The 23,859-nt window shown below is 58.9% G+C and carries 19 protein-coding genes; 7 read left to right on the top strand and 12 right to left on the bottom strand.

The window, feature by feature from the left end:
* Positions 1–6 precede the first annotated feature (6 nt).
* Positions 7–552 carry a hypothetical protein gene (locus GLS_RS02735; RefSeq protein WP_041110999.1) on the bottom strand — a complete coding sequence of 182 codons (546 nt, stop codon included), beginning with the start codon at positions 550–552 and terminating at the stop codon, positions 7–9.
* Positions 549–1,637, bottom strand: coding sequence for a DUF3500 domain-containing protein (locus GLS_RS02730; protein WP_226986620.1), 1,089 nt, complete (start codon positions 1,635–1,637; stop codon positions 549–551). The genes GLS_RS02735 and GLS_RS02730 overlap by 4 nt, the downstream gene beginning before the upstream one ends.
* 339 nt (positions 1,638–1,976) lie before the next feature.
* Here GLS_RS02730 and GLS_RS02725 point away from each other — a divergent pair, with 339 nt between their 5' ends.
* Positions 1,977–4,271, top strand: a complete 2,295-nt coding sequence (locus tag GLS_RS02725; RefSeq protein ID WP_148295879.1) for a TonB-dependent siderophore receptor — start codon at positions 1,977–1,979, stop codon at positions 4,269–4,271.
* Positions 4,272–4,332: 61 nt separating this feature from the next.
* Here GLS_RS02725 and GLS_RS02720 read toward each other — a convergent pair whose 3' ends face one another.
* The 5 genes from GLS_RS02720 to GLS_RS02695 form a co-directional block, all read right to left on the bottom strand.
* Positions 4,333–4,743: a Fur family transcriptional regulator gene (locus GLS_RS02720; RefSeq protein ID WP_226986619.1), complete on the bottom strand. Its 411-nt coding sequence runs from the start codon at positions 4,741–4,743 to the stop codon at positions 4,333–4,335.
* 163 nt (positions 4,744–4,906) lie between these two features.
* On the bottom strand, positions 4,907–5,686 hold the full coding sequence (locus GLS_RS02715) for an energy transducer TonB family protein (protein ID WP_226986618.1): 780 nt from the start codon (positions 5,684–5,686) through the stop codon (positions 4,907–4,909).
* Positions 5,687–5,763: 77 nt separating this feature from the next.
* Positions 5,764–6,231, bottom strand: a complete 468-nt coding sequence (gene exbD, locus GLS_RS02710) for a TonB system transport protein ExbD (protein ID WP_041110991.1) — start codon at positions 6,229–6,231, stop codon at positions 5,764–5,766.
* Positions 6,232–6,236: 5 nt separating this feature from the next.
* Entirely contained in the window at positions 6,237–6,986 is a 750-nt protein-coding gene (gene exbB, locus GLS_RS02705) for a tonB-system energizer ExbB (protein WP_226986617.1), read from the bottom strand.
* A gap of 217 nt (positions 6,987–7,203) precedes the next feature.
* Positions 7,204–8,451, bottom strand: coding sequence for a PepSY-associated TM helix domain-containing protein (locus GLS_RS02695; protein WP_041110990.1), 1,248 nt, complete (start codon positions 8,449–8,451; stop codon positions 7,204–7,206).
* A gap of 379 nt (positions 8,452–8,830) precedes the next feature.
* On the opposite strand from GLS_RS02695, the gene GLS_RS13060 reads away from it, so the two are divergent.
* The 5 genes from GLS_RS13060 to GLS_RS02670 all read left to right on the top strand — a co-directional run bounded on the left by GLS_RS13060 (position 8,831) and on the right by GLS_RS02670 (position 16,030).
* The gene (locus GLS_RS13060) at positions 8,831–9,337 is read left to right on the top strand and encodes an RNA polymerase sigma factor (protein WP_226986616.1); all 507 of its coding nucleotides are present in this window, start codon (positions 8,831–8,833) and stop codon (positions 9,335–9,337) included.
* A 148-nt stretch (positions 9,338–9,485) separates the two neighbouring features.
* Positions 9,486–10,418, top strand: a complete 933-nt coding sequence (locus GLS_RS02685) for a FecR family protein (RefSeq protein WP_041110988.1) — start codon at positions 9,486–9,488, stop codon at positions 10,416–10,418.
* Positions 10,419–10,603: 185 nt separating this feature from the next.
* Positions 10,604–13,066: a TonB-dependent siderophore receptor gene (locus GLS_RS02680; RefSeq protein ID WP_041110986.1), complete on the top strand. Its 2,463-nt coding sequence runs from the start codon at positions 10,604–10,606 to the stop codon at positions 13,064–13,066.
* Between the two features lie 255 nt (positions 13,067–13,321).
* Positions 13,322–14,107, top strand: a complete 786-nt coding sequence (locus GLS_RS02675) for a siderophore-interacting protein (protein WP_041112583.1) — start codon at positions 13,322–13,324, stop codon at positions 14,105–14,107.
* A 303-nt stretch (positions 14,108–14,410) separates the two neighbouring features.
* The gene (locus tag GLS_RS02670; RefSeq protein WP_226986615.1) at positions 14,411–16,030 is read left to right on the top strand and encodes a tannase/feruloyl esterase family alpha/beta hydrolase; all 1,620 of its coding nucleotides are present in this window, start codon (positions 14,411–14,413) and stop codon (positions 16,028–16,030) included.
* A 54-nt stretch (positions 16,031–16,084) separates the two neighbouring features.
* On the opposite strand, the gene GLS_RS02665 is transcribed toward GLS_RS02670, so the two are convergent.
* Genes GLS_RS02665 through GLS_RS02655 form a run of 3 tightly spaced genes read right to left on the bottom strand, consistent with a single transcriptional unit; the run spans position 16,085 to position 19,725 of the window.
* Positions 16,085–16,504: a cupin domain-containing protein gene (locus GLS_RS02665; RefSeq protein ID WP_226986614.1), complete on the bottom strand. Its 420-nt coding sequence runs from the start codon at positions 16,502–16,504 to the stop codon at positions 16,085–16,087.
* Positions 16,470–17,723, bottom strand: coding sequence for an MFS transporter (locus GLS_RS02660; RefSeq protein ID WP_052327428.1), 1,254 nt, complete (start codon positions 17,721–17,723; stop codon positions 16,470–16,472). The genes GLS_RS02665 and GLS_RS02660 overlap by 35 nt, the downstream gene beginning before the upstream one ends.
* Before the next feature lies 1 nt (position 17,724).
* On the bottom strand, positions 17,725–19,725 hold the full coding sequence (locus GLS_RS02655; protein ID WP_041110983.1) for a TonB-dependent receptor: 2,001 nt from the start codon (positions 19,723–19,725) through the stop codon (positions 17,725–17,727).
* 207 nt (positions 19,726–19,932) lie between these two features.
* On the opposite strand from GLS_RS02655, the gene GLS_RS12900 reads away from it, so the two are divergent.
* Positions 19,933–20,823 (top strand): helix-turn-helix domain-containing protein, encoded by an 891-nt coding sequence (locus GLS_RS12900; protein ID WP_052327427.1) that lies wholly within the window; start codon positions 19,933–19,935, stop codon positions 20,821–20,823.
* A gap of 182 nt (positions 20,824–21,005) precedes the next feature.
* Here GLS_RS12900 and GLS_RS02645 read toward each other — a convergent pair whose 3' ends face one another.
* Positions 21,006–22,304 (bottom strand): exo-beta-N-acetylmuramidase NamZ family protein, encoded by a 1,299-nt coding sequence (locus GLS_RS02645; protein ID WP_148295878.1) that lies wholly within the window; start codon positions 22,302–22,304, stop codon positions 21,006–21,008.
* 24 nt (positions 22,305–22,328) lie between these two features.
* Positions 22,329–23,843, bottom strand: coding sequence for a D-alanyl-D-alanine carboxypeptidase/D-alanyl-D-alanine endopeptidase (dacB, locus tag GLS_RS02640; protein WP_052327426.1), 1,515 nt, complete (start codon positions 23,841–23,843; stop codon positions 22,329–22,331).
* Positions 23,844–23,859 lie beyond the last annotated feature (16 nt).

The following is a 23,859-nucleotide window of genomic DNA, read 5'->3' as shown; positions in this document are numbered from 1 at the left end:
CACAACTCAGGCCGGATCGGCCATGAGATCCAGCTGATAATCCGACTGGTCCTGCGAACGTATCTGCCGCAACACATGCAGCCCCGGATCCTGCGGGACCAGACAGTTCACGAGCCACACCGTATCAGGGCCGGCCCCGGCATTGCGATACGCCAGATGATTGGCCCCGGTCTTCAGCGCGGCACGCACCCGGAAGCGGAAATCCAGAACACCTGTCCCCCCGCGCATGGCCTCCAGTGACGGAAAGGTCGCAGCTTCCGGCACCACCGCCAGAGGCTCCCCGTTCAGGGAGACGGACAGGCCGTGCGCAACCCGCGCCACATAGGCCTGCTGTTCCGCGGGAGACAGCCGACCGTCATGATCGGTATCGATCTGCCCGATCACAGCCCCGGCCACATCCACCCCCGGCACAAGCCGAAGATGCAGGGCGATATGATCACGCGCCGGAGCAATCGTCGTGGCCTGAAGATACTCGTCCAGCCGATGCGCCGGAGCCGCCACAGGCAGCAGCAGGGCCACACCCGCCAGCACCATGCTCCGTATCCTGCTCATGGCGCTGTAAACCGGCTGCCGTAACTGTTGGTCGGGTCCCGGTAAACCGTATGAACGTGCAGCGTCGGATCGCCGCCGACGCCCTGCGGAGAAAACTCGATCAGCAGATGCGGGCCCTGAATACGATAATAGGATGAGCCGTTGCGGTCAGGCTCATGAGTGGTCGGACCGCTCCAGGCAAACCACGTCTCGTCCAGCCCCTCGCGGATTTCCTTCAGGCGCGGCGCGGCATAGGTGTCGTTGATGATCCCGGCCCATTCGCCAATGATGTCCATCAGCATCTCTTTCTGCGCCGCATTCAGCGCAGACCCCTTGATGCCTTCGGGCACAATGGTTTCGCCCTCATGCCCGGGCCCTGCCACGAGATCATCCACGGCATAGGGCAGGATCGCCTGCTTGCGCTGCTGCGCATCCAGAGCATCCAGCAGCGCAAAGGCCTTGTCGTTCTCCCCCGCCAGAACACGCACCGTCCTGCCGCCCCGCTTGTAGATCGCAGGCTGCGCGCCGGTCAGGGTCGGGGTCATCACGCCATGCGGACCATCGATCACAAGGTTCAGACCCAGATGATGCCCGCCGAACTGCACCATCCAGGGCGCCGTTTCCGAAGGCTCCCCGAAAATGCCAATGGTGTAGACGGCCCTGCCGGACGCAAAATCGGTCCCGGCATCCGCCAGTGCCTGATCCCCGTCCATGATGTCCTGAACCTTCTGATAGCCCCGTGCGCTCAGAAGCGTCTGCAAAAGATGAAATGCCGCCGCACGCTGGGCCGGCGTCAACTGTCCCATCTGAAGCCCGGGCCGCAGCACGTCACTGACCGGAAAATTGGACCACACGGACGTGCCGTAACGCTCTCCGACAAATCCTCCCGGCGGCCCCATACCCGGTCCGCGCGCGGCCGGAGCCGCCGTCTGATCGCCCGTCACAGGCACAACGGGCTGCCCCGGAGCACTCCTGCGGAAGCGGGCAAGCGTGCCGGATTTTTGTGCAACAAATGGAAATTGTACCTTCGTCCGGCCCTGTGAATCGAAGCTGGCGAGAAATGCGCGGGCCGCAATGACGGCATCATGGGTCTGGTTCGCAGGCATGGTCTCTCCTGACGGCGAGGTCGCCCGGGCCTGGGAAAATCCGGCTCCCACAACCGGAAAAACCGCCAGAAACAGCCCGCCCAACATCCAGAATCTGTTCTTCACGCTGCTCTGACCCCGCTGGTTTTCCTGCCGCCCGCATCCTGTTCCATCAGGCGGACGCGCAACACTGCATGCCCCCGATGGAGCGATCAAGACCCGCCCGTCCGGGCCGCAGACCGTCCAGCCACGCGCCAGCAAAAGTAAGAAAATTTACAAACCTCACATCTCCGTTATATGAGACTAATTCTCATTTGCGAATTTCATTTGCAGAAATCACGGCGGAGCGGTCAGGTGGACATGCACGGGAAAACCAGCAGCACGATACAGAGCCTGTACCGCTACGGCGTTCTCCTGTGGACGGTCAGCGCCGGATTTCCGGTCACCTTGGCCCACGCCGCCGACCTCCCGGACAAAGAGGACAAAAAAGCCACCTCTCCCTACGCCACGGGCAACGCCCAAAAGAAAGGCCCGGCAAAGGCTCTGCAGGCACAGCAGTCCTCCACAACAAACGAGATGCCCTCCAGCGTGGAAAGTCTGGTTGTCTGGGGGGAGGGACGCAAAAACGCGACCACCGACGGGACGGGGAGTTACGTCGTCAAGGCGGTGTCCATGGGCAAGATGCTCCTGCGCCTGAACGAAATCCCGCAATCCGTCTCTGTGCTCAGCAGCCAGCAGATGCACGACCAGAACCTCAACAGCGTCGACGACGCGCTCAAACAGGTGCCCGGCGTGAACGTCAATCTCTACGGGGATGGCACTGCCGGCATGACGGCCCGCGGCTATGCGCTCACGCCCCAGTTCGACGGTGTGCCCTCAACCGGCGGTCTGCAGATGGCCCAGCAGTTCGACCTCGCGATTTACGACCGGCTCGAAGTGCTCCGTGGCCCCAACGGCACGTTTCAGGGCTCTGCTCCCCCGGGCGGCAGCGTGAACTTCGTCCGCAAACGCCCCCTGGACCAGTTCAGGGCTCAGGGATCGTTCAGCGGCGGTTCCTGGGGCAATTACCATGCCGATGCCGATGTCACCGGGCCATTAAGCGCGTCCAAACGGGTGACAGGCCGTTTCGTGATCGCCGGAACCGACCGCGGCTACTTCTATCAGCACGCCCATGACCGCCGCTGGACGGCCTATGCCGATGTCGATGTGCACATCACCGACCATACGACCCTGTCCATGAGCGCAACCGGGCAGAAAAATGACACCACCCGTTTCATGGGCCTTCCCCGCGCGGCCGACGGCAGCGACCTGCACTTGAGCCGCAACAGCTTTGTCGGCGCCGACTGGGGCCATACGACGTCCCCCATGTATGAACTCGGCGGCGAACTGGAACACCGTTTCGGTGGCGGATGGCGCGCGCGTCTGACCGGCCGGCACCGCGTGACCGATACGAGCCTGCACTACACCTACCTCAACAGTGCCGTCACAGCTCAGAAAACCGCCAATTTCGTCGTCGCGAACTCCCTGATCCATGACCAGTACGATGGCGTGGACCTGTATGTCACCGGCCCCATCCATGCCTTTCACCGCAAGCATGACTTGGTGATCGGCGGGAATTATGATTCCGACGTGATGACAGACGGTGGCGCCACGCAGAGTTCGCGCGTCAATACCGGCCTCGCGGGGCTCGACATCTTCTCGCCCGTCATTTCAAGCACAATCCAGCCCGACATCACCACGATGTACCGCGAACCCACACGTCAGGAAGGCGTCTACGGGTCCCTGCGGATCGAACTGCTCAGATCACTGCATCTGCTCCTGGGCGGCCGAATCAGCTTTTACGAATACAAATACCGAAACATCTCCACCAATAGCCCCTATGTCACCAGCCTGAAGAACAACGCCGTCCCGACGCCGTATCTGGGACTGGTCTGGAACGTGACATCCGGGATCTCCGCCTATGTCAGCTTCACCGACACCTTTACCCCCCAGTCCGGCTACACCCCGACCGGCCGCCTGAAACCGGATCTCGGCCAGCAGATCGAGGGAGGGCTGAAAGGCGACTTCTTCCATCATAATCTGAGCGTCACGCTGGCCGGCTACCGCGTGATCGAACGCAACAAGGCCATGATCGATGGCGATCTCGCCCCCACCTGCGGCCGCAGCGGAACCGGCGACTGCTACCGTGCGGCCGGCAAGGTGCGCAGCCAGGGCGCGGAAGCGGAGATGATCGGCCGTATCCTGCCAGGCTGGGATATCAACGCCAGCTACACCTATAATGACAATGTCATCCTGAAAGACAGCACGGCGTCCCTGGAAGGCCAGCCCTATGCGTCCAACTCACCCCGGCATCTTTTCAAACTCTGGAGCCACTACCGCTTCGCAGCCCCCGAGCAGACCAGAAACGTCTGGAGCGTGGGCGGCGGCCTGACCGCGCAGAGCAGCACCTTCGGCACGACACGCACCGTCAGACAGGGCGCCTACGTGGTCGCCAATGCCCAGATCGGCTACCAGTTCAATCCCAGACTGGATGTCGCCGTCAACATCAACAACATTTCCAACACACGCTACTATCAGCGCCTCGGCAATATCTATTACTACAATTATTACGGAGAACCCCGGAATTTCATGGCCACACTGCGCAGCACGTTCTGAAATCTTTGGTGAGTATCCCTCCGGGAACTGACCCCGCAGAGCCTGAAGTGGTTTTTTCTGCTCAAATCGATGGGGAAGGAGCCTGACAGTCCCGCTCGTCGCTGCTTGGTGCAACTGTGATGGCTGCGCTTTTGAGGATCAGGCCGTATTCGGCTGCAGCGCGATATAACAGGGCGGCGATCTTGAGGGAGCGGAGAGGAATGTGGCGGCCTGTCTCGGCATTGACAAACGTAATGGCTGGAGACGTTTTCCTGTATGCCGAGGCAATGTCGTAACGCCAGACCCGGTTTGGCCCGACATTGCGACGCAATACGCCATGTTGGACCAGCAGGTTGAGATTACGCTGGATTGAACCATGACTGGGTGCATGACCGCCCAGCATCCTATCCAGAATTTTCCAGATTTCGTCAGCCGTTGCGCCTTTTCCTGCTTCAAGAATGCCATGCAGCAGTACCCGACGCAGATCAGTCATCTTCAAGCCACCGTCCCGGCATCGCTCTTCCAGTTGGCGAACCCGCGTGTGGCTTGCCCCCATGCCGGGAAGGATTTGCCGGATGTCAGGAGGTGAGCGGCGATGTTCGGGGAAAGCGGGCATGGCGATGATCCTGTCACGATCAAAGAAATGACGAGAAACCTCAGTTCCTGTCGGGATGAATGTAGAACTCGACCGGAACTGTCAGGGTGATGGGATCCCCTTCGACAGTATCGGGCGGTGGGGGAAGAGGTTGGGCACGCCGGGGGAGAGCCACGGCTTCCTGATCCAGAAGCGTGTGACCGGAACTGCCGGCGAGGGTCACCGAAAGCACATGGCCCTTGCGATCCATTGAAAAAGTAACGGTCGGGACGCCTTCCTGATGATCGGCCATGGCATCGGTCGGGTAGCGTTTGAATTTCTCAAGCTGCGCCAGCAGCGCGCCCTGCCACGTGACGGGGTCATGCGATGCCCTGGACGAGGATGCGCCTGGTGCAGGAGCGGCCTGTGTCGGAGCGGGGGGTGCCTCCGATGATGGTGGCGCGGTTGTCCGGTCTGCCGGCGGTGTCTTGTCCGGGATCGGCTTTCTGTGCGGCGGGACAGGCGGGTGTTTCTTCACGAGCCTACGGGGTTTTTCCGGTTTTGGCACGGGCACCGGTGGGTGAGGTGCCGGCGATGGTGGCGCTGTGACCTTGGGCGGATCTACGGGAGCCGGATCGGGAATGGACTGTGTCTGTTGCGGGCCGGGGGGAACATCCGTCGGCGGAGTGGGGGTGGAAACCGGTTCAGGTGCCATGTCGATGGCAATGGCGGCGGGCGGAGGCGCAGGGATCGCCATGACCGGGGGCGGCAGGCGCATGACGTACCAGATGGTGCCGCCACTGACGCCAAGAACAGCGAGAAAGGACAGTCCCCAGCGGAGTGCGTCTTCACGACGGGTCAACCTGAACTGGTCGCGTTGCCATTTGCTGAAAGAAGGAAGCCCATCAGAGGGCTCTCCCGGCGCCTGTACTCTCCCGCTCACGGTGCGCCACCTGCGGCCGAGATTGGTTGCGAAGCGGCCTCGCTGCCTTCTTCCTGTCCCTGCAGATTGACGAGCGCCACCTTGAGGTATCCAGCCGAACGAAGCCTGTCCATCACGCCCATCAGCGTTCCGTAATCAACGCTCTTATCCGCACGCAGGAAGAGCCGTTCGTCGTGATTTCCCTTTGTCGCGCGCTCCAGTGCAGGCCTCAGTCCGCTGGTTTCCACCGGATCTTCGCCGAGAGCCAGACTGTGATCGGCCTTGACCGTCAGGAAGACGGGATCATCAGGTCGCGGGGCGGGTTTTTCACTGGAAGATGGCAGGTCCACAGGCACGTTCACTGTGGTCAGCGGGGCTGTCACCATGAAAATCACGAGGAGGACCAGCATCACGTCGATAAACGGCGTGACATTGATCTCGCTCGCTTCATGCGGGCTTTCATCAGCGTGGCGGATGCGGATCATGCTGTTTATTCCGCGGCAAGAGAGCGCGCGTCACGCGACATATCGAGGCGGACCACCTGCGCGCCGGGACCCGGTGGCTGCATCCGGCTCAGGTCACGCGAGACAAGCCGCATGACGAGTGACGTCAGATCCGCGACCTGCGCCCGGCAGGCGGCGGACTGCCGCGCCAGATGATTGTAGATCACGACGGCCGGGATGGCCGCGACCAGACCAAGCGCCGTCGCCAGCAGGGCCTCGGCGATGCCAGGCGCAACCACGGCCAGACTGGTCGCCTTGCTGGCGGCAATGCCGGTGAACGAGGTCATGATGCCCCAGACCGTGCCGAACAGCCCGACGAAGGGGGCCGTGGCTCCAATGGTCGCCAGCAGGCCGGTCCCGCGCATGAGATGACGTCCCTCCGCGGCTTCCAGACGTTCGAGATGCAGGACGATACGTTCTTTTAGGCCGTCACGGTCATCGAGGATATCCTGCGAACGCTGGCGTTCGGTTTCCGCCGCAAGAACAAGCGCATGGGCAATGGATCTGTTCTCCCTGGTCCATTCTTCTCCCAGATCAAGCGTGTCGGCTTCGGCGAGAGCATTCTCAGCCTTCCGAAGCCGCCCGCATGCACGAAGCAGCTCAACCGTTTTGGCGATGAAGACCGTCCATGTCAGGAGGCTGGCCACTGCCAGAAGGGTCATCACGCCGCGCACAACGGGGCCGGCATTGAGAAACATCTCCCAGGGGGAGAAAGACATCGTTGTGAGATCGGTCACAGGGGACCTCCTTTGGAAGACGGTCTGCGCCAGGCGCGGATCAGGCAGAGGGTCATGACTGCCAGGGGTGTGGAGAGGCTGGTCCATGACAGGACAAGCCAGATGCCATGCTGGCCCAGAAGTGCGGACATGAGGCCAAACAGGGTGAGCCCCCCAAGCACCACCGGCCACGGCCAGATAGCAGGCGCTGAAGGGGATGAAGGTCTGGCTCCGGTATTCATGGAGCGGCACGCGTCGGGATGCGATGGACGGCCAGCCCCGTATCGCCGTCGAGTTCATAACCAAGCGCGCGCAGGCGTGTATCGGGGCTGATCCTGCGTTTGGCGGCCCATAGAACGAGACCGCTGACCAGCACGCCGATCACTACGATATCCAGCAGTGCCCAGAGGATGCGCAGCGGCATTCCGCCGTAGTCGCCGAAATGCAGGGGACGAGAAATTTCCAGGAAGCGCAGATACCATGGCATGGGATAGGCACCGGTCAGTTCTCCGGTCCGGGCATCTACCAGAACCGGGGTGAAGAGACGGGCGCGCAGTGGCGTGGCTCCATGCGTCCAGAGAACGTAATGAACCGGACTGCCAAAAGAGGCACCAGGGAAAGACAATCCGGTGACCACATTCCCAGGAGCTGCTTTCGCCGCAGTTTCAAACGCTTTCTGAACGGAAGAGAGATGGTCCTGGGAGGGAACCGGGAGGCTCGCATAGGGTCTCAGGATCTGTCGGACATCCGTTAGGCGCCACAGACCGAACAGCGGTGTCTGAAGTTCGTTGACCAGTCCGGTAAACCCAACCACGCTGGCCCAGACCAGTGTGGCCACGCCGAGCAGGTTGTGAAGATCCAGCCAGGTGAGGCGGCGTGCACGATCGCGCCGGACAGCCCCGAAGGGAAGCCGCTTCATGAAGCGGCCATACAGCACGGTACCCGACACAAGCGATGCAACGAAAACACCGCCCATCAGTCCAAGAAACAGGCGTCCGGGCAGATATGCGAACAGGCTGACATGCAACCGGCTGCATGTTCCCATGATGAGACCGGTCCAGGTCTGGGGTGGACGCGGGGCATCTGCCGGCCGTGACAGTTTCAGGACTTTCACGGTCCGGGCATCGAACTTGATCCAGTGGCCGGAATTCCGGTCAGGATATTTTTCGTCGTCCTTCAGGGCCTGCCAGCTTGGGGCCATGGAAACCAGAACTGCCGGTTCATCATCGTCGGGGGAGATGTCCGTGATGATCTGGCCGGGGAACAGACTGCGTGCCTTCGCCACGATCGTATCCAGGCTGGCGTTCGGTGTCCCGGGCGGCACTGTCTCGTAAGGAGGATCGTCGTCGCCGACAAAAGTGTCCCAGATCTGTTCCGAAAACAGCAGCGGCAGGCCAGTTACGCAGAGAACCAAAAGGAACAGGGTGCAAATCAGGCTCGTCCATTTGTGCACCACGAACCAGCGGCGAAGGCTCCGGGTGGTCATGACGGGCGGACCGTGCCAGGAACTTTGATGCAGATTTTATAATGATACTTATTTGCATCTATATTCCGGAGAAAAAGCCACCTTTCCGTCATCTGAACCTTCTCTTGCCTTATCCGATAGGCGGCCTGCAGCATGGAGACCGGGATGGGCCATTGTATGCCCCTGTTTTTTCAGACGTTCGGGCAGCCTCTTTTTTCACGCTTGAGAATGAAAAATAACGGGGACGTGATACTGGCCGGCCAAAAAACAGTCCGGAGTGCTGGTTGGAGAAGCCCCGCGGTCAGACATCTTGCGAAATGGAGAACTGTGTGTCATCAGAGTTGCAAGTCGTTCTCAACTGCCTTCTGCCGGTTTGAGTCTGGCACCGGGAAGCTGTCTCTTGAAATCTGAATCCTTGCCTGTGGATCTGTACGAAACCCATCGCGCGGGGCTTCTGGCTTATGCCCGGCGTCTCTCGGGAGACGGCGTGCTGGCTGAAGACATCGTCCATGATGCATGGCTGCTGTTTTCCCGGCAGCCTGTCGGGAGTGTGGTTTCGCCGGTCAGTTACCTGCGGACCATTATTCGCAATCTGCTGCTGGGGCGTCTGCGCCGGGCCGCGATTGAACGGGTCAGTACCAGTGACTTTGACGTGACTGTCTCCACCATTGTCGATAATACGGTTTCACCGGAGGATACCGTGGCGGCGCGTGAAATCGTCGTCAGGATCATGGAGGCAATCGATGCGATGCCGGATCGTCAGGCCCGGGCAATCCGCATGTATCATTTCGAGGGCATGAAGCTGCGCGAGGTTGCTGCCCTTCTGGGAATTTCCATACCTCTGGTGCATGGCCTGATTGCGGAGGGCATGGCAGTCTGTAACCGGATCCGCAGGGAAGGGCAGTAAGCCTCGGTGCGCATCACGAATTTCATGAAAAATGCGCGGCTTCGCGCATCCTGTAGGCATGACCTGTCATTGTCCGCCTTTTCGTTCCTGACGCGTTGGTACGGCCCTGCGCCTGAGGGACCCCAGTCTGATCGGAACAGCATGGCCCATGGGTGACTATCGAAGTGCCGAGGAAGCGGCGGCGGGGTGGTATATCGCACTGCGTGAGGACAGTGATGATCCGGAACTGAAACGTGCTTTCGAGGCATGGCTCGCGCAGGCCCCCCAACATCGCCAGGCCTGGGAGGATATGAATGTTACGGCCCGGTTGATGGCGGCTGTTCCAGTTGTGCAACGCGGGGAAGTGCAGCGTGGCCGGCGGCATCGCAGGTGGTATGTTGCGATGGGTGGGCTGGCCGCCGCCTGTCTGGCGATCATGTTTCTGGTGCCCGACGTGATGCTCCGGCTTCGGGCGGATTATTACGCCCCCCCCGGGATGACGCGTGATATCTGTCTGGCGGATGGAAGCAAGGTTGTTCTGGCTCCCCGAACAGCGCTCGCGGTGCATGTTACGTCTCGGGAACGACGTATCGAACTTCTGCGAGGAGAAGCCTATTTCGTCGTGAAACATGACGTGGCCCGAGCGTTTTCCGTGACTGCAGGGCGCGTTACGACAATGGATATCGGAACGGAGTTCGATGCACGGACGGACGGTGCGGATACGACGGTCGCTGTAAAGGAAGGGGAAGTGCATGTTTCTGCCCGAAGCGGAGTTCCTTTCGAGCAGGACCTGCGGGCTGGAAACTGGGCGCATGTGGGAACCACACAGGCCGTGACAGGAAGCCAGAGTCCGGACATGGTTGCGCTCTGGCGTAACGGTACGCTCATTGCCCGGGACAGTACCATAGGCGAGATGGTGGCAGCCCTTCAGCCCTGGACACCCGCACGGATTGTGGTGGCACATGGGAGCCTGACGGAAAAGCGCGTAACGGGATCTTACGATCTGCACCACCCGAAAGAATCTCTTGCATTGATCGTGAGGCCGTATGGAGGAGAGGTTGCGTCTTTTTCTCCGTGGCTTGCGATCGTGACAGGGCATTGAGACCGATGGAATCTTGGTGCGGTCAGAAATAAAATTGATATGAATCAATATCTTCGAAGGGAAATGATCTTCGAAGAGTATTTTTTTTCGAAAAAAAGATGACGGCAAGCATCTCACTGTCACAGGCAAAAGATGCAAATGACTTGCATTATCAATAAGCCGCAGAGACAGGAAGTGCTGCGCCCATGCGTTCATCAGGATTTTTGAAGACACCTCTTGTTGCATCGGTTCTGATGCTTGGCGCTACGACGGCCCTGACCGTGGCTGTTTGCGGAAATGCCCTGGCGCAGACTGAACCGGCGCAGTCAAAATCCCGTTTCGATATTTCCGCCGGCTCACTTTCGGATGCGCTGGTTGTTTTCAGCGCGCAATCCCGTCTTCAGATTACGTCACAGGCGCCCGCGTTGGCGGGACATCGAACAAACGGTCTGCATGGCAGCTTCACGGCTAATGAAGCTCTGGCCCGTCTTTTGCAGGGAAGTGGGCTGTCCTGGCGGTCTGTGGGATCGGCGGCTGTCCAGATTGTCCCTGCGACCCGATCAGCAGCGATCACGCTGGGTCCCGTACGTGTGGGCGGGACGGCCGCTCGTATGTCCAATCCCCAGGCGCCTTATGGTCCGGGTGAGGGATTTTTTGTGAGTCATTCAACTGCGGCGACCAAGACCGATACAGCCATCGTCGATATTCCCCAGTCCGTTTACGTAATTGGACGGCAGCAGATGGATGACCTGCAACCGCTGAATGTGGATGAAGTTCTTCGCTATATGCCCGGAATTACGGATCCGATGGGAGGAAGTGGGATTCCGTCAATCAATTCGCACGACATTTACCAGCGTGGCTTCCAGACTGATACGTTTGTGGATGGCTTGATGACAGGTGTCGCGCCTTCCACGGTAGAGCCGTTCATGCTTGATCGCATAGAGGCCATGAGTGGGCCGGCCTCGGTGATGTACGGACAGGCAGCGCCAGGGGGAATCATCAATGAGGATCTCAAACGCCCGACGGAACAGGCACAGCATCAGTTCAACGTGGGGTTCGGCAGTTATGGTCGTTATGAAGGACAGTTCGATAGCAGTGGGCCGCTTACAAAGGATGGCCAGCTTCTCTATCGTGTTGTAGCAGTTGGAAACACGCAGGGCGATCAGGTCCAGTATGTAAAATATAAAAGACTGATCATTCAGCCTGCCCTGACATGGAACATTGACAATAATACGAAGCTTACACTGATCGGGCAGTATAACTATACGCCATCTTTAAGATATGCTGCGGGTGGCCCGGCAATTGGTTCTCTTTTTCCGCAGAAATATGGAAGATACAGCCCGACTGTTGATACCGGTGATCCGGGTTTTGACCGATCGTACGACAAGAGCCACTTATTTGAATATATTTTCTCTCATAAATTCAATCGTCATCTCCAGTTCAGCCAGAATTTCCGGTACGAATATGATGATAGTTATTTTGCCCAACTTTTCAGTAGTGGAATAGTGGCAGGAACGTCCAATATGAAGCGCTATGCGCTCGTTGATCATTTCAAGGGCTGGGCTGCTCTACTCGATTCCCATCTCCAAGGTGACTACGATACGGGACCCATCCATCATACGCTGCTGGTAGGTGTTGATTACAGGGATCAACCGGACGCAGGGACTTATGCATTTGACTTTTCTACTGTTCCGACATTGAATCTGTTGAGTCCAAAATATTATCAGTACAATTATAGCGATTTCATCAAGCAGACTGGTAACAAATGGTACACTGAGAACGACTCCCTCTCTCAGACAGGGGTTTATTTCCAGGATCAGATGAAATGGAAAGGACTCAGTGTCATGATTGGTGGTCGTCAGGACTGGGATGATTATTACAGCACGTTTAAAAAGGCGTTTACCTGGCATGTCGGTGTCTCATACAAGACGAAATTTGGCCTTGCGCCCTATTTCTCTTATGCGACGTCATTTTTTCCTCAGACATCAAATATCTATGGAAAAGGAATTGCGGATCCGCTCGAAGGAAAGCAGTGGGAAGTGGGGCTGAAATACCAGCCGACTAATACGAAAATGCTATTTACTGCCGCTGCATACGACATGAAGGAGAACAATGTTCTCGAAAGCGATCCGGACCACGCAAATTTTTATCTTGAAATTGGTCAGGTGCGTGCGCGCGGCGTTGAACTGTCAGCGAATGTCAATATTACGCAAGGTCTGAATCTGAATGCCAACTATACCTACATGTCGATATATAACAGTCATACGACGCTGACATCGACAGATATCAACGGAAAAACAGTATCACTGCAAGGCAAGTCACCCACTGAGCTTCCTCGCAACACCTTCAATCTTTTCGTTGATTATAAGTTCCAGAAAAATACCCTGAACGGCATTTTGGATGGATTGTCTCTGAATGCGGGAATGCGATACGTGGGCTTTTCAATGGGTGACCAGGCGAACTCATTTCATGTTCCGGCCTACACAGTGTTTGACGGGGGCATGAGTTACGATTTCGGAAAACTGAGCCGACGTCTCAAGGGGCTCAATGTGCGGGCAAGCCTCGTCAACGGCTTTAACAAACAGTACGTGGTCGAATGTTCATCCAGTACATCTTGTGCCTGGGGACAGCTTCGCCGTGTGACGGGGCAGATTGGTTATCGGTGGTAATTTTATAGCGCTTCGATATCCACATTCTATTGCTCCCCATTGGCCTTGATAGCGGCAAAGGGAATGCCAGGAAAATCGTTGACAGACACTGGTTCTGAAGGCTTTGCTTGGGGAGTTAAGGGTGGTCTTTGTACGACCGCACTTTCGTATGCGTTAACGTGAAACAACGCGCAGAAACTGACAGCAGTATGCTGGCAGCCTGTGCGTCTGTGTATCCACAGTCACCGGTTTGCCGGCAGATAGGGATACATGGTCATGAAGCTTTTCCAGTCTTTTTCAAATCGTGGTGCCTGTCCCGAAATCCGGCGTGTGCGACATGAAATTGTCCGACGTCATCTCGAGGTCCGTGCTGTCGAGCATCTTACTCCCCACATGATCCGTATTACTCTGGGGGGACGAGAGCTTGCCGGTTTTACCAGTCTGGCTCCTGATGATCACATCAAGATCTTTGTGCCGGGGCCGGATGGGACACTGACCCGGCGTGATTATACACCGCGTCAGTATGACCCGCAGAAGGGGACGTTATGTCTGGATTTCGTCAACCACCCTGGCGGACCGGCTGCGGCCTGGGCGAGGGCAGCCAAACCCGGTGATTATCTGGAAATCGGCGGTCCGCGTGGGTCGCAGATTGTTTCCGGTCAAATTGAACACTGGCTTCTTATCGGCGACGAAACGGCGCTTCCCGCGATCGGGCGACGCGTTGAGGAACTGCCTGCTCAAATGCCTGTCACCACTCTTGTAACAGTGCCGGGGAAAGAGGACGAACAGGTGTTTGCCACTACAGCCTGTCATGTCGCCCATTGGGTTCATCGACCGATGGAACAGGCGGATGACGCTGCGGACATTCTTGCTGCTCTGAAAAATCTGGAGATTCCGGACCGGACTTTTGTCTGGGTTGGTGCTGAAAGCCATGTGGCAAAAGCTGTACGTCAGTATCTTCTGGATGAGCGCCGGATTTCAGCCCAATGGATCAAGGCATCCGGCTACTGGAGCAAGGGACAAGCGGATGCTTCCGTCAAGGATGTGGGAGAGGGCCGCTGAACGCCAGGCGGCAGGAGTGCCAGGATTCTGGCACTCCCCTTACAAATTCATACATTCCGTTCCGTGTGACATGACGTGATTTCGGTGCATGAAGAGGCAATGACTGAACAGGACATTTCGCCTGATATGAAGAAAATACTGCTGACGCTGACTGTTTTTCTCGCGATCCTGAGTACAGGAACTGGACCGCTTCTTGCTACTTCGGCCCGGGCCGCGGACAGGGCCGCCCTTCCAGCGGTGGCTCCCGTCATATCCTGCGACGCTCTCGCTCATTTTGACCTCGCGCCCAGTGTCGGAGCGCCCGTGCATACCCAGAAAGCAAGTGTGCTCGACACCCCCAAAGGCGGGTTCTGCAAAGTCACAGGCCAGATTGCGCCAGCGATTTCCTTTGAAGTCGATCTGCCGATGGAGCACTGGACACAGCGCTTCCTGCAGGGCGGATGTGGTGGTCTGTGTGGCATGACGCGTGTGGGCGTGAGTAACGCCGGGGCCTGTGCTCCAGCCCTGAACGGGGAATTTGTCATGGCAGGCGATGACATGGGTCATACTGGCCCGATGATGGGTCTTGTGCAGGGGGAATTCGGTAGGGACCCGCAAAAGCGGATCGATTTCGCCTATCGCGCGAACCATGTGACCGCTCTCGCTGCCAAAGCGCTGACGGCAGCTTTCTACGGACAGGCCCCGAAATATTCCTATTTTGTTGGCTGTTCCGATGGAGGCCGTGAAGCGCTGATGGAAGCCCAGCGTTTCCCCGAGGATTTTGACGGGATTTCAGCTGGCGCGCCGGCTGCCCTGTTTACCGTACAGAACTCTTTCTACCATGCGTGGAACGTGCGCGGGAATCAGCGAGCGGATGGCAGCAGCATCCTCCTGCAAGGGCGCGTGGGTGTGTTACATGACGCGGTGATCCAGCATTGCGGGACGCTTTCCGGTGTAAAAGACGGTATTTTGGAGGAGCCCCGTACCTGTCATTTTGACCCGGCATGGGTGCAGTGTCCCGCAGGCCAGAGCGACACGTCACATTGCCTGACAGCGGAAGAAACGCAGGCGGCAGTGCGCCTTTATGCCGGAGCGACGGATGCTTCAGGCCATCCGTATATTATCGGCGGCCCTTTGCCGGGATCGGAATTGCAGTGGGCGCTCCCTGCGACGGAACGTGGAACGTCCATGAGTCAGGGCATCGCGGCCTCTGCGATTGCTTATATCATTCCGCGAAACGTGGATGAAAAAGCAGCAAATCTGGACCGTTTCCATTTTGACGACCCATCTTTCGCTAACATGAGCGAACTGGCTCCGCTGTATAATGCCGAGAACACGGATCTGCGTCCGTTCCGCAAGCATGGTGGTCGCCTGATCCTGTGGCATGGTCTGGCGGATCAGTCGATTTCTCCGCTCAACACCATCGCCTATTATCAGGGTGTGCAGAAAGAAATGGGCGTGGAGCAGACGGACAGTTTCCTGAAATTCTATCTGCTTCCCGGAGTGGGGCACTGCGGGAATGGCGAGGGTTTCCCGCAGGTCGATTTTCTTTCTCCACTCATGGCATGGACCGAAACGGGTACTGCACCTGCCGCCATTTGCACCGAGAGAACTGCGCAGGGTGACGGGCCGATGGGCCCGCCTCCTGGCGCTTCGGGCAAGCCGCCGGCAGGTGGGCAGATTCACATGGCTCCCATGCCCAGCCAGCCCTATGCGCGCCCCAATGCCACGGCGACCGCAAGCCGTCCGGTTTATCCGTACCCGTATATCGCCAAATATGTCGGAGCAGGCGACGTGAACGAGGCTCAGAACTATCGGCCGGTAAAATCACCTGTGTCCCTGCCGATGGTATTTACAAGTCATGCCACGCCGCTGATTGGGCCGGATAACCAGAAACAATATGCTGTCCGTGCCGGAAAGCTTGTCGTGAAAGGCGCACAGTAAGAGCAACCGTACCGCCCGACGTCAGAGATCGGGCGGCCTGACCCTCCTTCTCCCTCAGGCTGCAGAGAAGTCAGACTTGTGGCGGTTGCCTTCATGACTGGTCATGAACATGACGGTCACTGAATCCGGCACATCCTGTCGATGCCAGGTGTTTGCGGGGACCACCAGCACATCGCCTTTTCTGGCGGTCGAACTGATCTCGCCGTCTTCAGTGCGGAGGGTCAGCGTTGTTTCTCCTTCGATTACAAGAAGGAACTCCTCGTTCGGATGTTCTTCCCAAGGGGTGGCCCCCCTGAAGCGTAGAAGTCCGACGTCGAGATGTCCGAACGGGAAAAGCATTTTCAGACCGTTCATCGAAACGGTCTCGGTTTTTTTGCCGATATCGACAACCGACAGATCGGAAGATTCCTGAAGGATATTGGAAATTTTCATAACGATCTCACATGGGTGATTTTGAAAGAACACGGCCGTCATGTCTCTGGCCCTCAAGTTTCCGGGTGGCAGACATGACGAAAAACAGCATGAGAATGCCGGTGATCCAGGTGATCAGAAGCGTCTGGCTGTATCCGATCAGGGAGGCCAGAGGTACGAGCGAAAGACCGGCAAAGACATTGGTCAGGCTCTCTCCACACTGAAGAAAGCTGTAATCGGTTCCAGGGCGCTCGTCTGATGACCAGTCCATGAGCAGGGCCCAGACCGAGACGTAAAATCCGCCATCCAGCATGTTCTCCGCTCCCAGGCCGACATAGAGGAGCCAGCGGCTTGGCGTTCCCGTGGCCTGAAGAAGAAACAGGGTTCCGAGAAGCAGGGTGGATGGCCAGATCAGCAGGCCAATAGCGCGACGGCTCCCCATTATCCGAACGGCCGGAAAGCCGATCAAAGCGCCGCCCAGCGCACCGCACATGATATTGGACATCTGCAATGTGCCTGCGAAGTCGAGGCTGAAAGACCGGTCGATCAGCCATGGCTGGAGCAGCATGGCGAGTGCCGAGCTGGCGAATTTGAAAGCTACCGACAGAAGCATCGCCCAGCGGAAATCGGGGCGCCGGAAAAGGTCTGCCAGTCGCGAGGGGATCTGCCGTGTGTGACGGAGGGCGGGTTCCACACAGTCCCGGAGCGGCAGAAGTGCCGCCCACAGGAGGCTGAGTTCGCCGGCGATGCTCCACATCGCACCCGCCCAGCCGAGACGGTCATAGATCAGGAGCGATCCGGCCCCGCCCACCACCATTCCCAGCAGAAAGGAAATGACCTGCAATGCATTCGCCAGCCCTGCGTTGCGTCCCTTCATGTGAGACACGGCACAGGCATTGGTCAGGATATCCTGCGTGGCAAAGATCGTGTTCAGCAGGAGCACGCCTGACAGCGACAGAAGGAAGTGCCGGTCGGGCGCGATCAGCCCCAGCACGAGACACAGCATGATTGCCGCAGCATGCGTCCACAGGGCAAGGCGCCCATAGCCCCATTTCTTGCCGGCATTATCGGTCCAGCCCGACCAGAAGCATTTAAGTGCCCAGGGCAGGAACAGCAGTCCCGTCAGGCCAATCTGCTTCAGGGGAACGCCGCTGTGGCGCAGGATGGTGGACAGGGCGCTGAACGCCAGCCCTGCTGGAATCCCCTGGGAGCCGTACATGAGGCTGATGGCCAGAAACCGTCTGAACACCGCGTGCGGCGCGGTTGGCGGAGGCGTGTCCATGTCAGAAATCCAGACCGACACGGAACCCGAGCTGCCGCGGATTGGCGGCCACGACATAGCCGGCTGACAGGCCACGCGTGAAATAGCTCGAATTGGTCAGGTTGTGCCCGTAGAGCGCCACGTTCCAGTGTTTCCAGCGCTTCTCGATCTGCGCATCGACGAGAACATAAGGGGCGTTCTGGATGCTGCTGCTGGGGTAAAGCGTTGTCTTGCCGCGCCGGACGACACTGGCGTTGACCGTCCATCCTGCGGCCGGATGCCAGTCGCCCGAAAAGCCGAAGCTGCTGCGCGGGGTCCCGGCCATCTGCCTGCCGCTGTAATCTGTTCCGCCGAATACGAACCGGTCATAGGCGGCATAGGTGAGGCCGACAAACGCATTGAGCTGAAGCGTTCCGACGGGCTTCCAGTGCGCGGAGGCTTCCATGCCGCGTGAATGGGCTGTGCCGGCCGTCCCGATCAGGGATTCCCCTGCGCCGTTTGTTGCGGCGACCTGAAGATTGGAGAGGAAACTCGCAAACCCCGTGGCTTCCACGGACCAGCGCCCTGCCAGATCCCCGAGCCTGTAGCCTGCTTCGACCGTGTTGCCGTAGCTGGAAGCATAGGGAAGCGACACCGTGCTGCCATACGAGCCATAAGGGCTGTAATTCGGCGGCAGGAACGATCGCGTGTAGCTGAGCCAGCCAAACTGGCTGAGTACCCCCGAAGGCTGTGGATTATATTCCAGTTTCAGACCCGGAAGAGGCGCTGTTTTCGAGAGGTTCTGCCGGGGCAGGCTGTCCTGCATGCTGTAGGCATAAGGCATGTCGCCGCTCATGGAGCTTGTCCAGTGGCTCAGCGAACTGTCGACATGCTCGATGCGTAGGGACGGCACCAGCCGCCAGCTTTTCGCGAAATGCCAGCCCAGTTCTCCCATGAAAGCGACATTGGCTGTCCCCAGCGTCGCCGTGGTCCGGCTGGCGTAAGTGGGAGACATGTCGAATTCATAGGGAGCCCAGCGTTTGACCTGCTGGCCGTAGATGCCGCCTTTCCAGTCAAGCGTTCCGGATGCTCCTGACAGCATGACGGAGCCACCAATCTGTCGCGTGGGCAGTGTGAAGCCGGAACTGGCGGAAAACACCGAATAGGGGTTGCTGTAAGTCCAGTCGGTCGAGACGCCACCGAACGTCACATCCAGAATCATGCGTGGGTTGAAGCGCCGATGATACTGGGCGGATCCGAGCAGATATGCGGTGTCGTTCACGCCTTCCGACGTGTTGTAAGAAATATGGTTGCGCGCGTTCGCAGGCGTTTCGAAATAATCGTTGCCGCCGTGATTGAGCATGCGATGCAGGCTGAAACGCCATTCGCCGCCATCCCGATCCCTGTGCAGCAGCTTGAGGCGCCCGAACCATCCGTGCCAGCCGCCCGTGTCACGGCGGCCAAGCGTGCGGTTGTGGATGTAACCATCGGCCGTCTCGCCACCGACAGACACACGCAGACTGGTGGACGCATCAATGGGAAGGTCACCCGAAAACGTTGCCCGTTTGCGGTTACCGGTCCCGTATTCGAAATCCAGTGCACCCCCTAGTCTGTTCCCGGGATCGCGGGACTGGGCAGAGACCATGCCGGCAAACGCGTTGATCCCTTCCGTCAACTGGGGGCCGCGCAGGACATCGACGTTACTGAAGTCGAACATCTGCCCCATGGCAAAGCCAGGAACGGGAATGCCGTCGATCAGGACCGGTGTGTAAAGGACCGGGCCTTCATCTTCCGCCCCGCCCAGTCCGCGCACCATCAGGACCGGATTGTTGGGCGTGGTGTTGGTGAAGGAGAGATTGGGTACCCGTTCGGCAATATCCCCCAGTGTCTGCATCCGGTAAGCAGCCATGTCCTGGGCGGAAATATGTGTTGTGCTGACGGGCGTGGTGAACGCCGCATGTTTGCCCCAGACGGTCAGGTTTTCCGTGCCGGACGGACAGGTGGCGGGGCTTTCTGCAGCCGGCTTCTGAACGCATGCGGGCAATGACCCGCCTGCCGCCCAACCAGAAACGGGAAACGCCGTGAGGGCGGTACAGACAACCGTGACGGATCGAACGCCCCGCAGGCTGGAGCCGGTTCTGCGCTCTGGAAGGGAGAGGTTTTCTTTCATGCGGTGAGATGATAATAATTCTCATTATCTCCGCTACCCGGATCGGCCGCCTTGCCCCGATCGGACAGGAAAGACCATGCCGTGCCGGCAGACATCAGCTCAACGCAGGTCCATCAGCCTCATCCTTGCAATCTGGCCGGAACGGCCTTGCGCTACCCGTATTCGCGCAGTTTTTCCGGTGGGCTGCAGGCGAGTGCGTTTCTGGTCGCTCAGGCTGGCGGTCTGAAGGGATATTTTGATGAGCCGGGCCTGACCACCCGTTGCACGGTTATCCTGTCCGGAGCATGCAGCATGCGGATCAGGGGACGGACCTATCATTTCCAGGCCCGTGATCTCGTGCTGGCCCCCACGTCGGCGGAGACATTCACGTTCGAGAACAGTGCGGATTTCTCAGCACTTGAACTGCATGTTCCGCAGGGGATCCTCGATCAGATGAACATTGCGCCGCCCGCCGGGCTTCGCAGCCGGTTTCTGGGCTGTCAGGAGCCAGGTCTGCAGACCGCCCGGCAGCTTCTGGGATATCTGCGCGCGACGTCTTCAAGCCCGGCTACGGCTACCAGTCCGCATGTGCTGGTGGGTTATGGACTGGCCATAACGACGCTGGGCTATGCTTTTTCTGAAGACGGGCAGGACCACCGAAGCAAGGGGGTGGATAAGACTGCTACGGGTCTTGAAGCCGCCCGTCAGGTCCTGCTGGAACGCTTCGACAAGGTTCCGACCATTCCGCAACTGGCTGCGCTCTGTGGCCTGAGTCCGACGCGCTTCAAGGAGCTTTTCCGTCAGCAGTTCGGATGCGCTCCTTATGCCTTCTATCAGGCGCATCGTATGGAATATGCACGTCAGCTTTTATGTCGGAAGAATGTAACCGAAACGGCAATGCAACTGGGTTACAGCAATATCAGCCATTTCAGCGCCGCGTTCCAGCGGCAGTTCGGATGCACCCCAAGCCAGTGGCAGCGTCAGATACGATAGGTGCCTGATGTATTGATTTTGGGAGCATGACGTTGATTCAGGTTCTGCGAGAAGAGCAAATGAGTGATTTCTTCTCGCTGATGGGAGCACAGATGCCCCACCGTTTTTCTCGGACCTCTGTCTCACAGTAAATCTTATGTTCTGGTGATAAGTTCCAAGCCTGAAAGATAGAACCTGCAGCGTTAGTACAGCAGGAAGGAGCGGCGTTGCTGATTGAACTCGGCTTCATCCGGTTTCCAGCTGGTCAGGATATCGGGTGCCGACATGCCCTGTGAAAGCTGTCTGCGGAGAGTGTTGCTGCCCGCCAGAATGTCGAAGGTTGAGCCGGATTTTCTCCATATCGGGCTCTCTGATATTTTCAGCACGGTCTGAAGCATCGTCACGCCCGTTAGCAGGGGATCGAAGGATTTCCGGTCGGTGATGGCAAGCTGGAGCCCGTGGCAGAGCTGGTCTTTTGCGACTTCAAACCCTGGAGTGAACCAGTCTTCCCTGAACAGGCAACCTGGCAGGTCAGCGTTATTCAGCTCTCCCACCCAGCGGGTTGCATCAAGACCGGGGGCGCCGAGTGTCAGGAAGGGGGAGGCTGTGCCGCGCCCGACCGAGAGGGTCGTGCCTTCGAACAGGCAGGTTCCCGGATAGGCGATGGCTGTCGTCACGTCGGGCATGTTGGGGCTGGGAGGTACCCAGACGAGATCGGTTTCATCCTGATAGAGATCCCGGTGCCAGCCGGTCATGGGAATGACACTCAGTCGGGCAGGGCGTCCTGCCTGCTGCGGCACAAAGTGGCTGTTGAACAGCCGGGCTAGTTCGCCCACGGTCATACCGTGTCGCAGGAGGAGCGGGACCCTGCCTACGAAGGATGAAAAGGCTGGGTCGAGGGTGGGGCCGCTGGCGTGCAGGCCCGTGATGGGGTTGGGTCTGTCCAGCACCATGAACGCGATGCCGCAGCGCGCGCAGGCGGCGAGGGCGTCAAACATGGACCAGATATAGGTATAGAACCGGGCGCCGATATCCTGAATGTCGAAGACGAGAAGATCGATGTCTGCTGATTTCAGGAGCGCATCCAGCTTCGGACCGGAGAGCGTGTACATGTCGTAAACGGGGATACCCGTGCGGGGATCGATACTTCTGGCTTCGGAATGGCCCGCCTGCGCTGATCCGCGGAAGCCGTGTTCAGGGCCGAAAATGGCTTTGAGGTTTACGCCGGGGGCGGCGTGCAGCCGGTCTGCGATATGGCGCAGCTGTCGGTCCACGCTTGTGGGGTTGGCGATCAGGCCCAGTTTCCGGCCTTTGAGCGCCTGATAGCCATCGGCTTCGAGAGCGTCATAGCCGGTTCGGACTTTGACCGGGGAAGGGCATCCCGCGGGCATTCCCGAAGCGGTGGCCCATGAGGATACGGCGGTTCCTGCGCACAGACCCATGAAGGTACGGCGGCTAATGGACGTTTTTCGGGCGGGTGTCGCGGAAGGACGGTGAGGCATGTCGTGCGGGCTTCCGGGATTTGGCTATTCGGCTTCGGCGACGGCAGTGACCAGATCATCCATGATTTTGGTCGGATGAGGCAGATCGTCCGGGATGTCGTTTGCGAAGATGGCGATCAGGAGGGTCTGGCCGCGTGTGGTCTGAAGGTAGCCGGACAGGGAATGGGTGGCTGCGAGGGTGCCTGTTTTCGCGTGCAGGTGGTCCGCAACGGACGTGCCTATGAAGCGGTGCGCGAGCGTTCCGTCGCGGGTCGCGAGAGGGAGATCGTCCCGCCAGTCTGCGCCCCAAGGTTGGTTGTTGGAGAGGCGCAGAAGCTGGATGATGGTCTGGGGTGTCACGCGGTTGTAGGGAGACATTCCCGAGCCGTCATAGAGCGAGAAGCCTGCAGCGGGCAGGCCCAAAGTGGTCAGAACCTGTTTGCGTTCGGCGATGCCGTCCTCGACAGAACCGTTGCCATGGACAAGGGCCAGACGGCGCAGAAGGAGTTCGGCATGGAGATTCTGGCTGACTTTCAGCAGATGGCGGATGTCGTCTTTCAGATCCGGGGCGGGGAGGGTGGCGAGGATGCGGGCGTCTGCCCCAGGAGTGTCGACAGCGGTTTTCGTCAGGCGGTGTCTGACCTGTATGGTCTGGACCCGGATCCCTGCTTCGCGCAGCAGGGACCTGAAGTGTCGGGCGGCTGAGAGGGCCGGATCGTCGATCCCGATTTTCAGTGTCTGGACGGGCGCGCCTATCGGAAGTGTTCCTGTCAGGACGACGCGGGTGTCGCCGGGCTTCTTTTCAAGGCCCAGTTCGGGTTTGCCGTCCGGGACTGTCAGGGCCTGATTGACCAGCATCAGTCCTTCGTCGGGTGCGGACCATTTGGGCAAAGGTTGGTCACCGGGATATATTCCGGGCTGGACGGTCAGTTCGGCGGTGTTGTCGTTCAGCGTCAGGGCGGAGACGGCGGTTCCCCATTGGGTTGGCAGGTTGTTCCAGCTCCAACCATCACCCCAGCGTTCGTCCGCGAAAAGCTGGTCATCTGCGATGATGGCATGAATGCGTCTGAGTCCCTTGGCGGCGACGGCATCCGCCAGTGTTTTCAGGCAGTCGGTCTGGCAGGCCGCATTATCGGACAGGACGGCATCGCCCGAGCCGCGCAGGATGAGATCCGGTGTTCCATGACGGCGGGGTGCGAGCAGGAGTGTCGTGGGGTGTTCGGCTGCTTCGTGGTCCAGTTCTGCAAGCTCTGCCATTGCGGCGGCTGTTGTGAACAGTTTGGTGTTCGAGGCCGGGATGAAGCGTCCGCTGGGGTTGCGGGAGAACAGGACTTTGCCGTCCTGAGTGGCAATGACGATCCCCCAGCGCATGCCCTGGTCCTGCGAGGTCTGCAGGATGGGAGAAAGGCGTTCCGCCAGCGCATGCGGGCCTAGCGGGGGCGGGGAGTTCTGGACAGCGCAGGCACTCAGGGCGATGGGAAGTCCGGCGGCTGCGTACGGGAGAAGCTTTCGGGAGAGCCGGGATGAAAATCCCGGAGCATGGTTGGAAAGCTGACGCATGAAGGCCCTGTCTGAG

This window comes from Gluconobacter oxydans DSM 3504 (genome assembly GCF_000583855.1).
Lineage (GTDB): Bacteria > Pseudomonadota > Alphaproteobacteria > Acetobacterales > Acetobacteraceae > Gluconobacter > Gluconobacter oxydans.
The sequence above is the reverse complement of the archived record's forward strand: the minus strand, read 5'-3'. Positions and strand labels throughout refer to the sequence as shown.

What these genes read in the sequence shown, in the direction of transcription:
- dacB (WP_052327426.1), bottom strand. Translation starts at nt 23,843, where the DNA reads ATGCGTCAGCTTTCCAACCATGCTCCGGGATTTTCATCCCGGCTCTCC.
- GLS_RS02660 (WP_052327428.1), bottom strand. Translation starts at nt 17,723, where the DNA reads ATGGACACGCCTCCGCCAACCGCGCCGCACGCGGTGTTCAGACGGTTT.
- GLS_RS02730 (WP_226986620.1), bottom strand. Translation starts at nt 1,637, where the DNA reads ATGCCTGCGAACCAGACCCATGATGCCGTCATTGCGGCCCGCGCATTT.
- GLS_RS02735 (WP_041110999.1), bottom strand. Translation starts at nt 552, where the DNA reads ATGAGCAGGATACGGAGCATGGTGCTGGCGGGTGTGGCCCTGCTGCTG.
- GLS_RS02645 (WP_148295878.1), bottom strand. Translation starts at nt 22,304, where the DNA reads ATGCCTCACCGTCCTTCCGCGACACCCGCCCGAAAAACGTCCATTAGC.
- GLS_RS02680 (WP_041110986.1), top strand. Translation starts at nt 10,604, where the DNA reads ATGCGTTCATCAGGATTTTTGAAGACACCTCTTGTTGCATCGGTTCTG.
- GLS_RS02665 (WP_226986614.1), bottom strand. Translation starts at nt 16,504, where the DNA reads ATGACGGCCGTGTTCTTTCAAAATCACCCATGTGAGATCGTTATGAAA.
- GLS_RS02685 (WP_041110988.1), top strand. Translation starts at nt 9,486, where the DNA reads ATGGGTGACTATCGAAGTGCCGAGGAAGCGGCGGCGGGGTGGTATATC.
- GLS_RS02720 (WP_226986619.1), bottom strand. Translation starts at nt 4,743, where the DNA reads ATGACTGATCTGCGTCGGGTACTGCTGCATGGCATTCTTGAAGCAGGA.
- GLS_RS02675 (WP_041112583.1), top strand. Translation starts at nt 13,322, where the DNA reads ATGAAGCTTTTCCAGTCTTTTTCAAATCGTGGTGCCTGTCCCGAAATC.
- GLS_RS02695 (WP_041110990.1), bottom strand. Translation starts at nt 8,451, where the DNA reads ATGACCACCCGGAGCCTTCGCCGCTGGTTCGTGGTGCACAAATGGACG.
- exbD (WP_041110991.1), bottom strand. Translation starts at nt 6,231, where the DNA reads ATGATCCGCATCCGCCACGCTGATGAAAGCCCGCATGAAGCGAGCGAG.
- GLS_RS02725 (WP_148295879.1), top strand. Translation starts at nt 1,977, where the DNA reads ATGCACGGGAAAACCAGCAGCACGATACAGAGCCTGTACCGCTACGGC.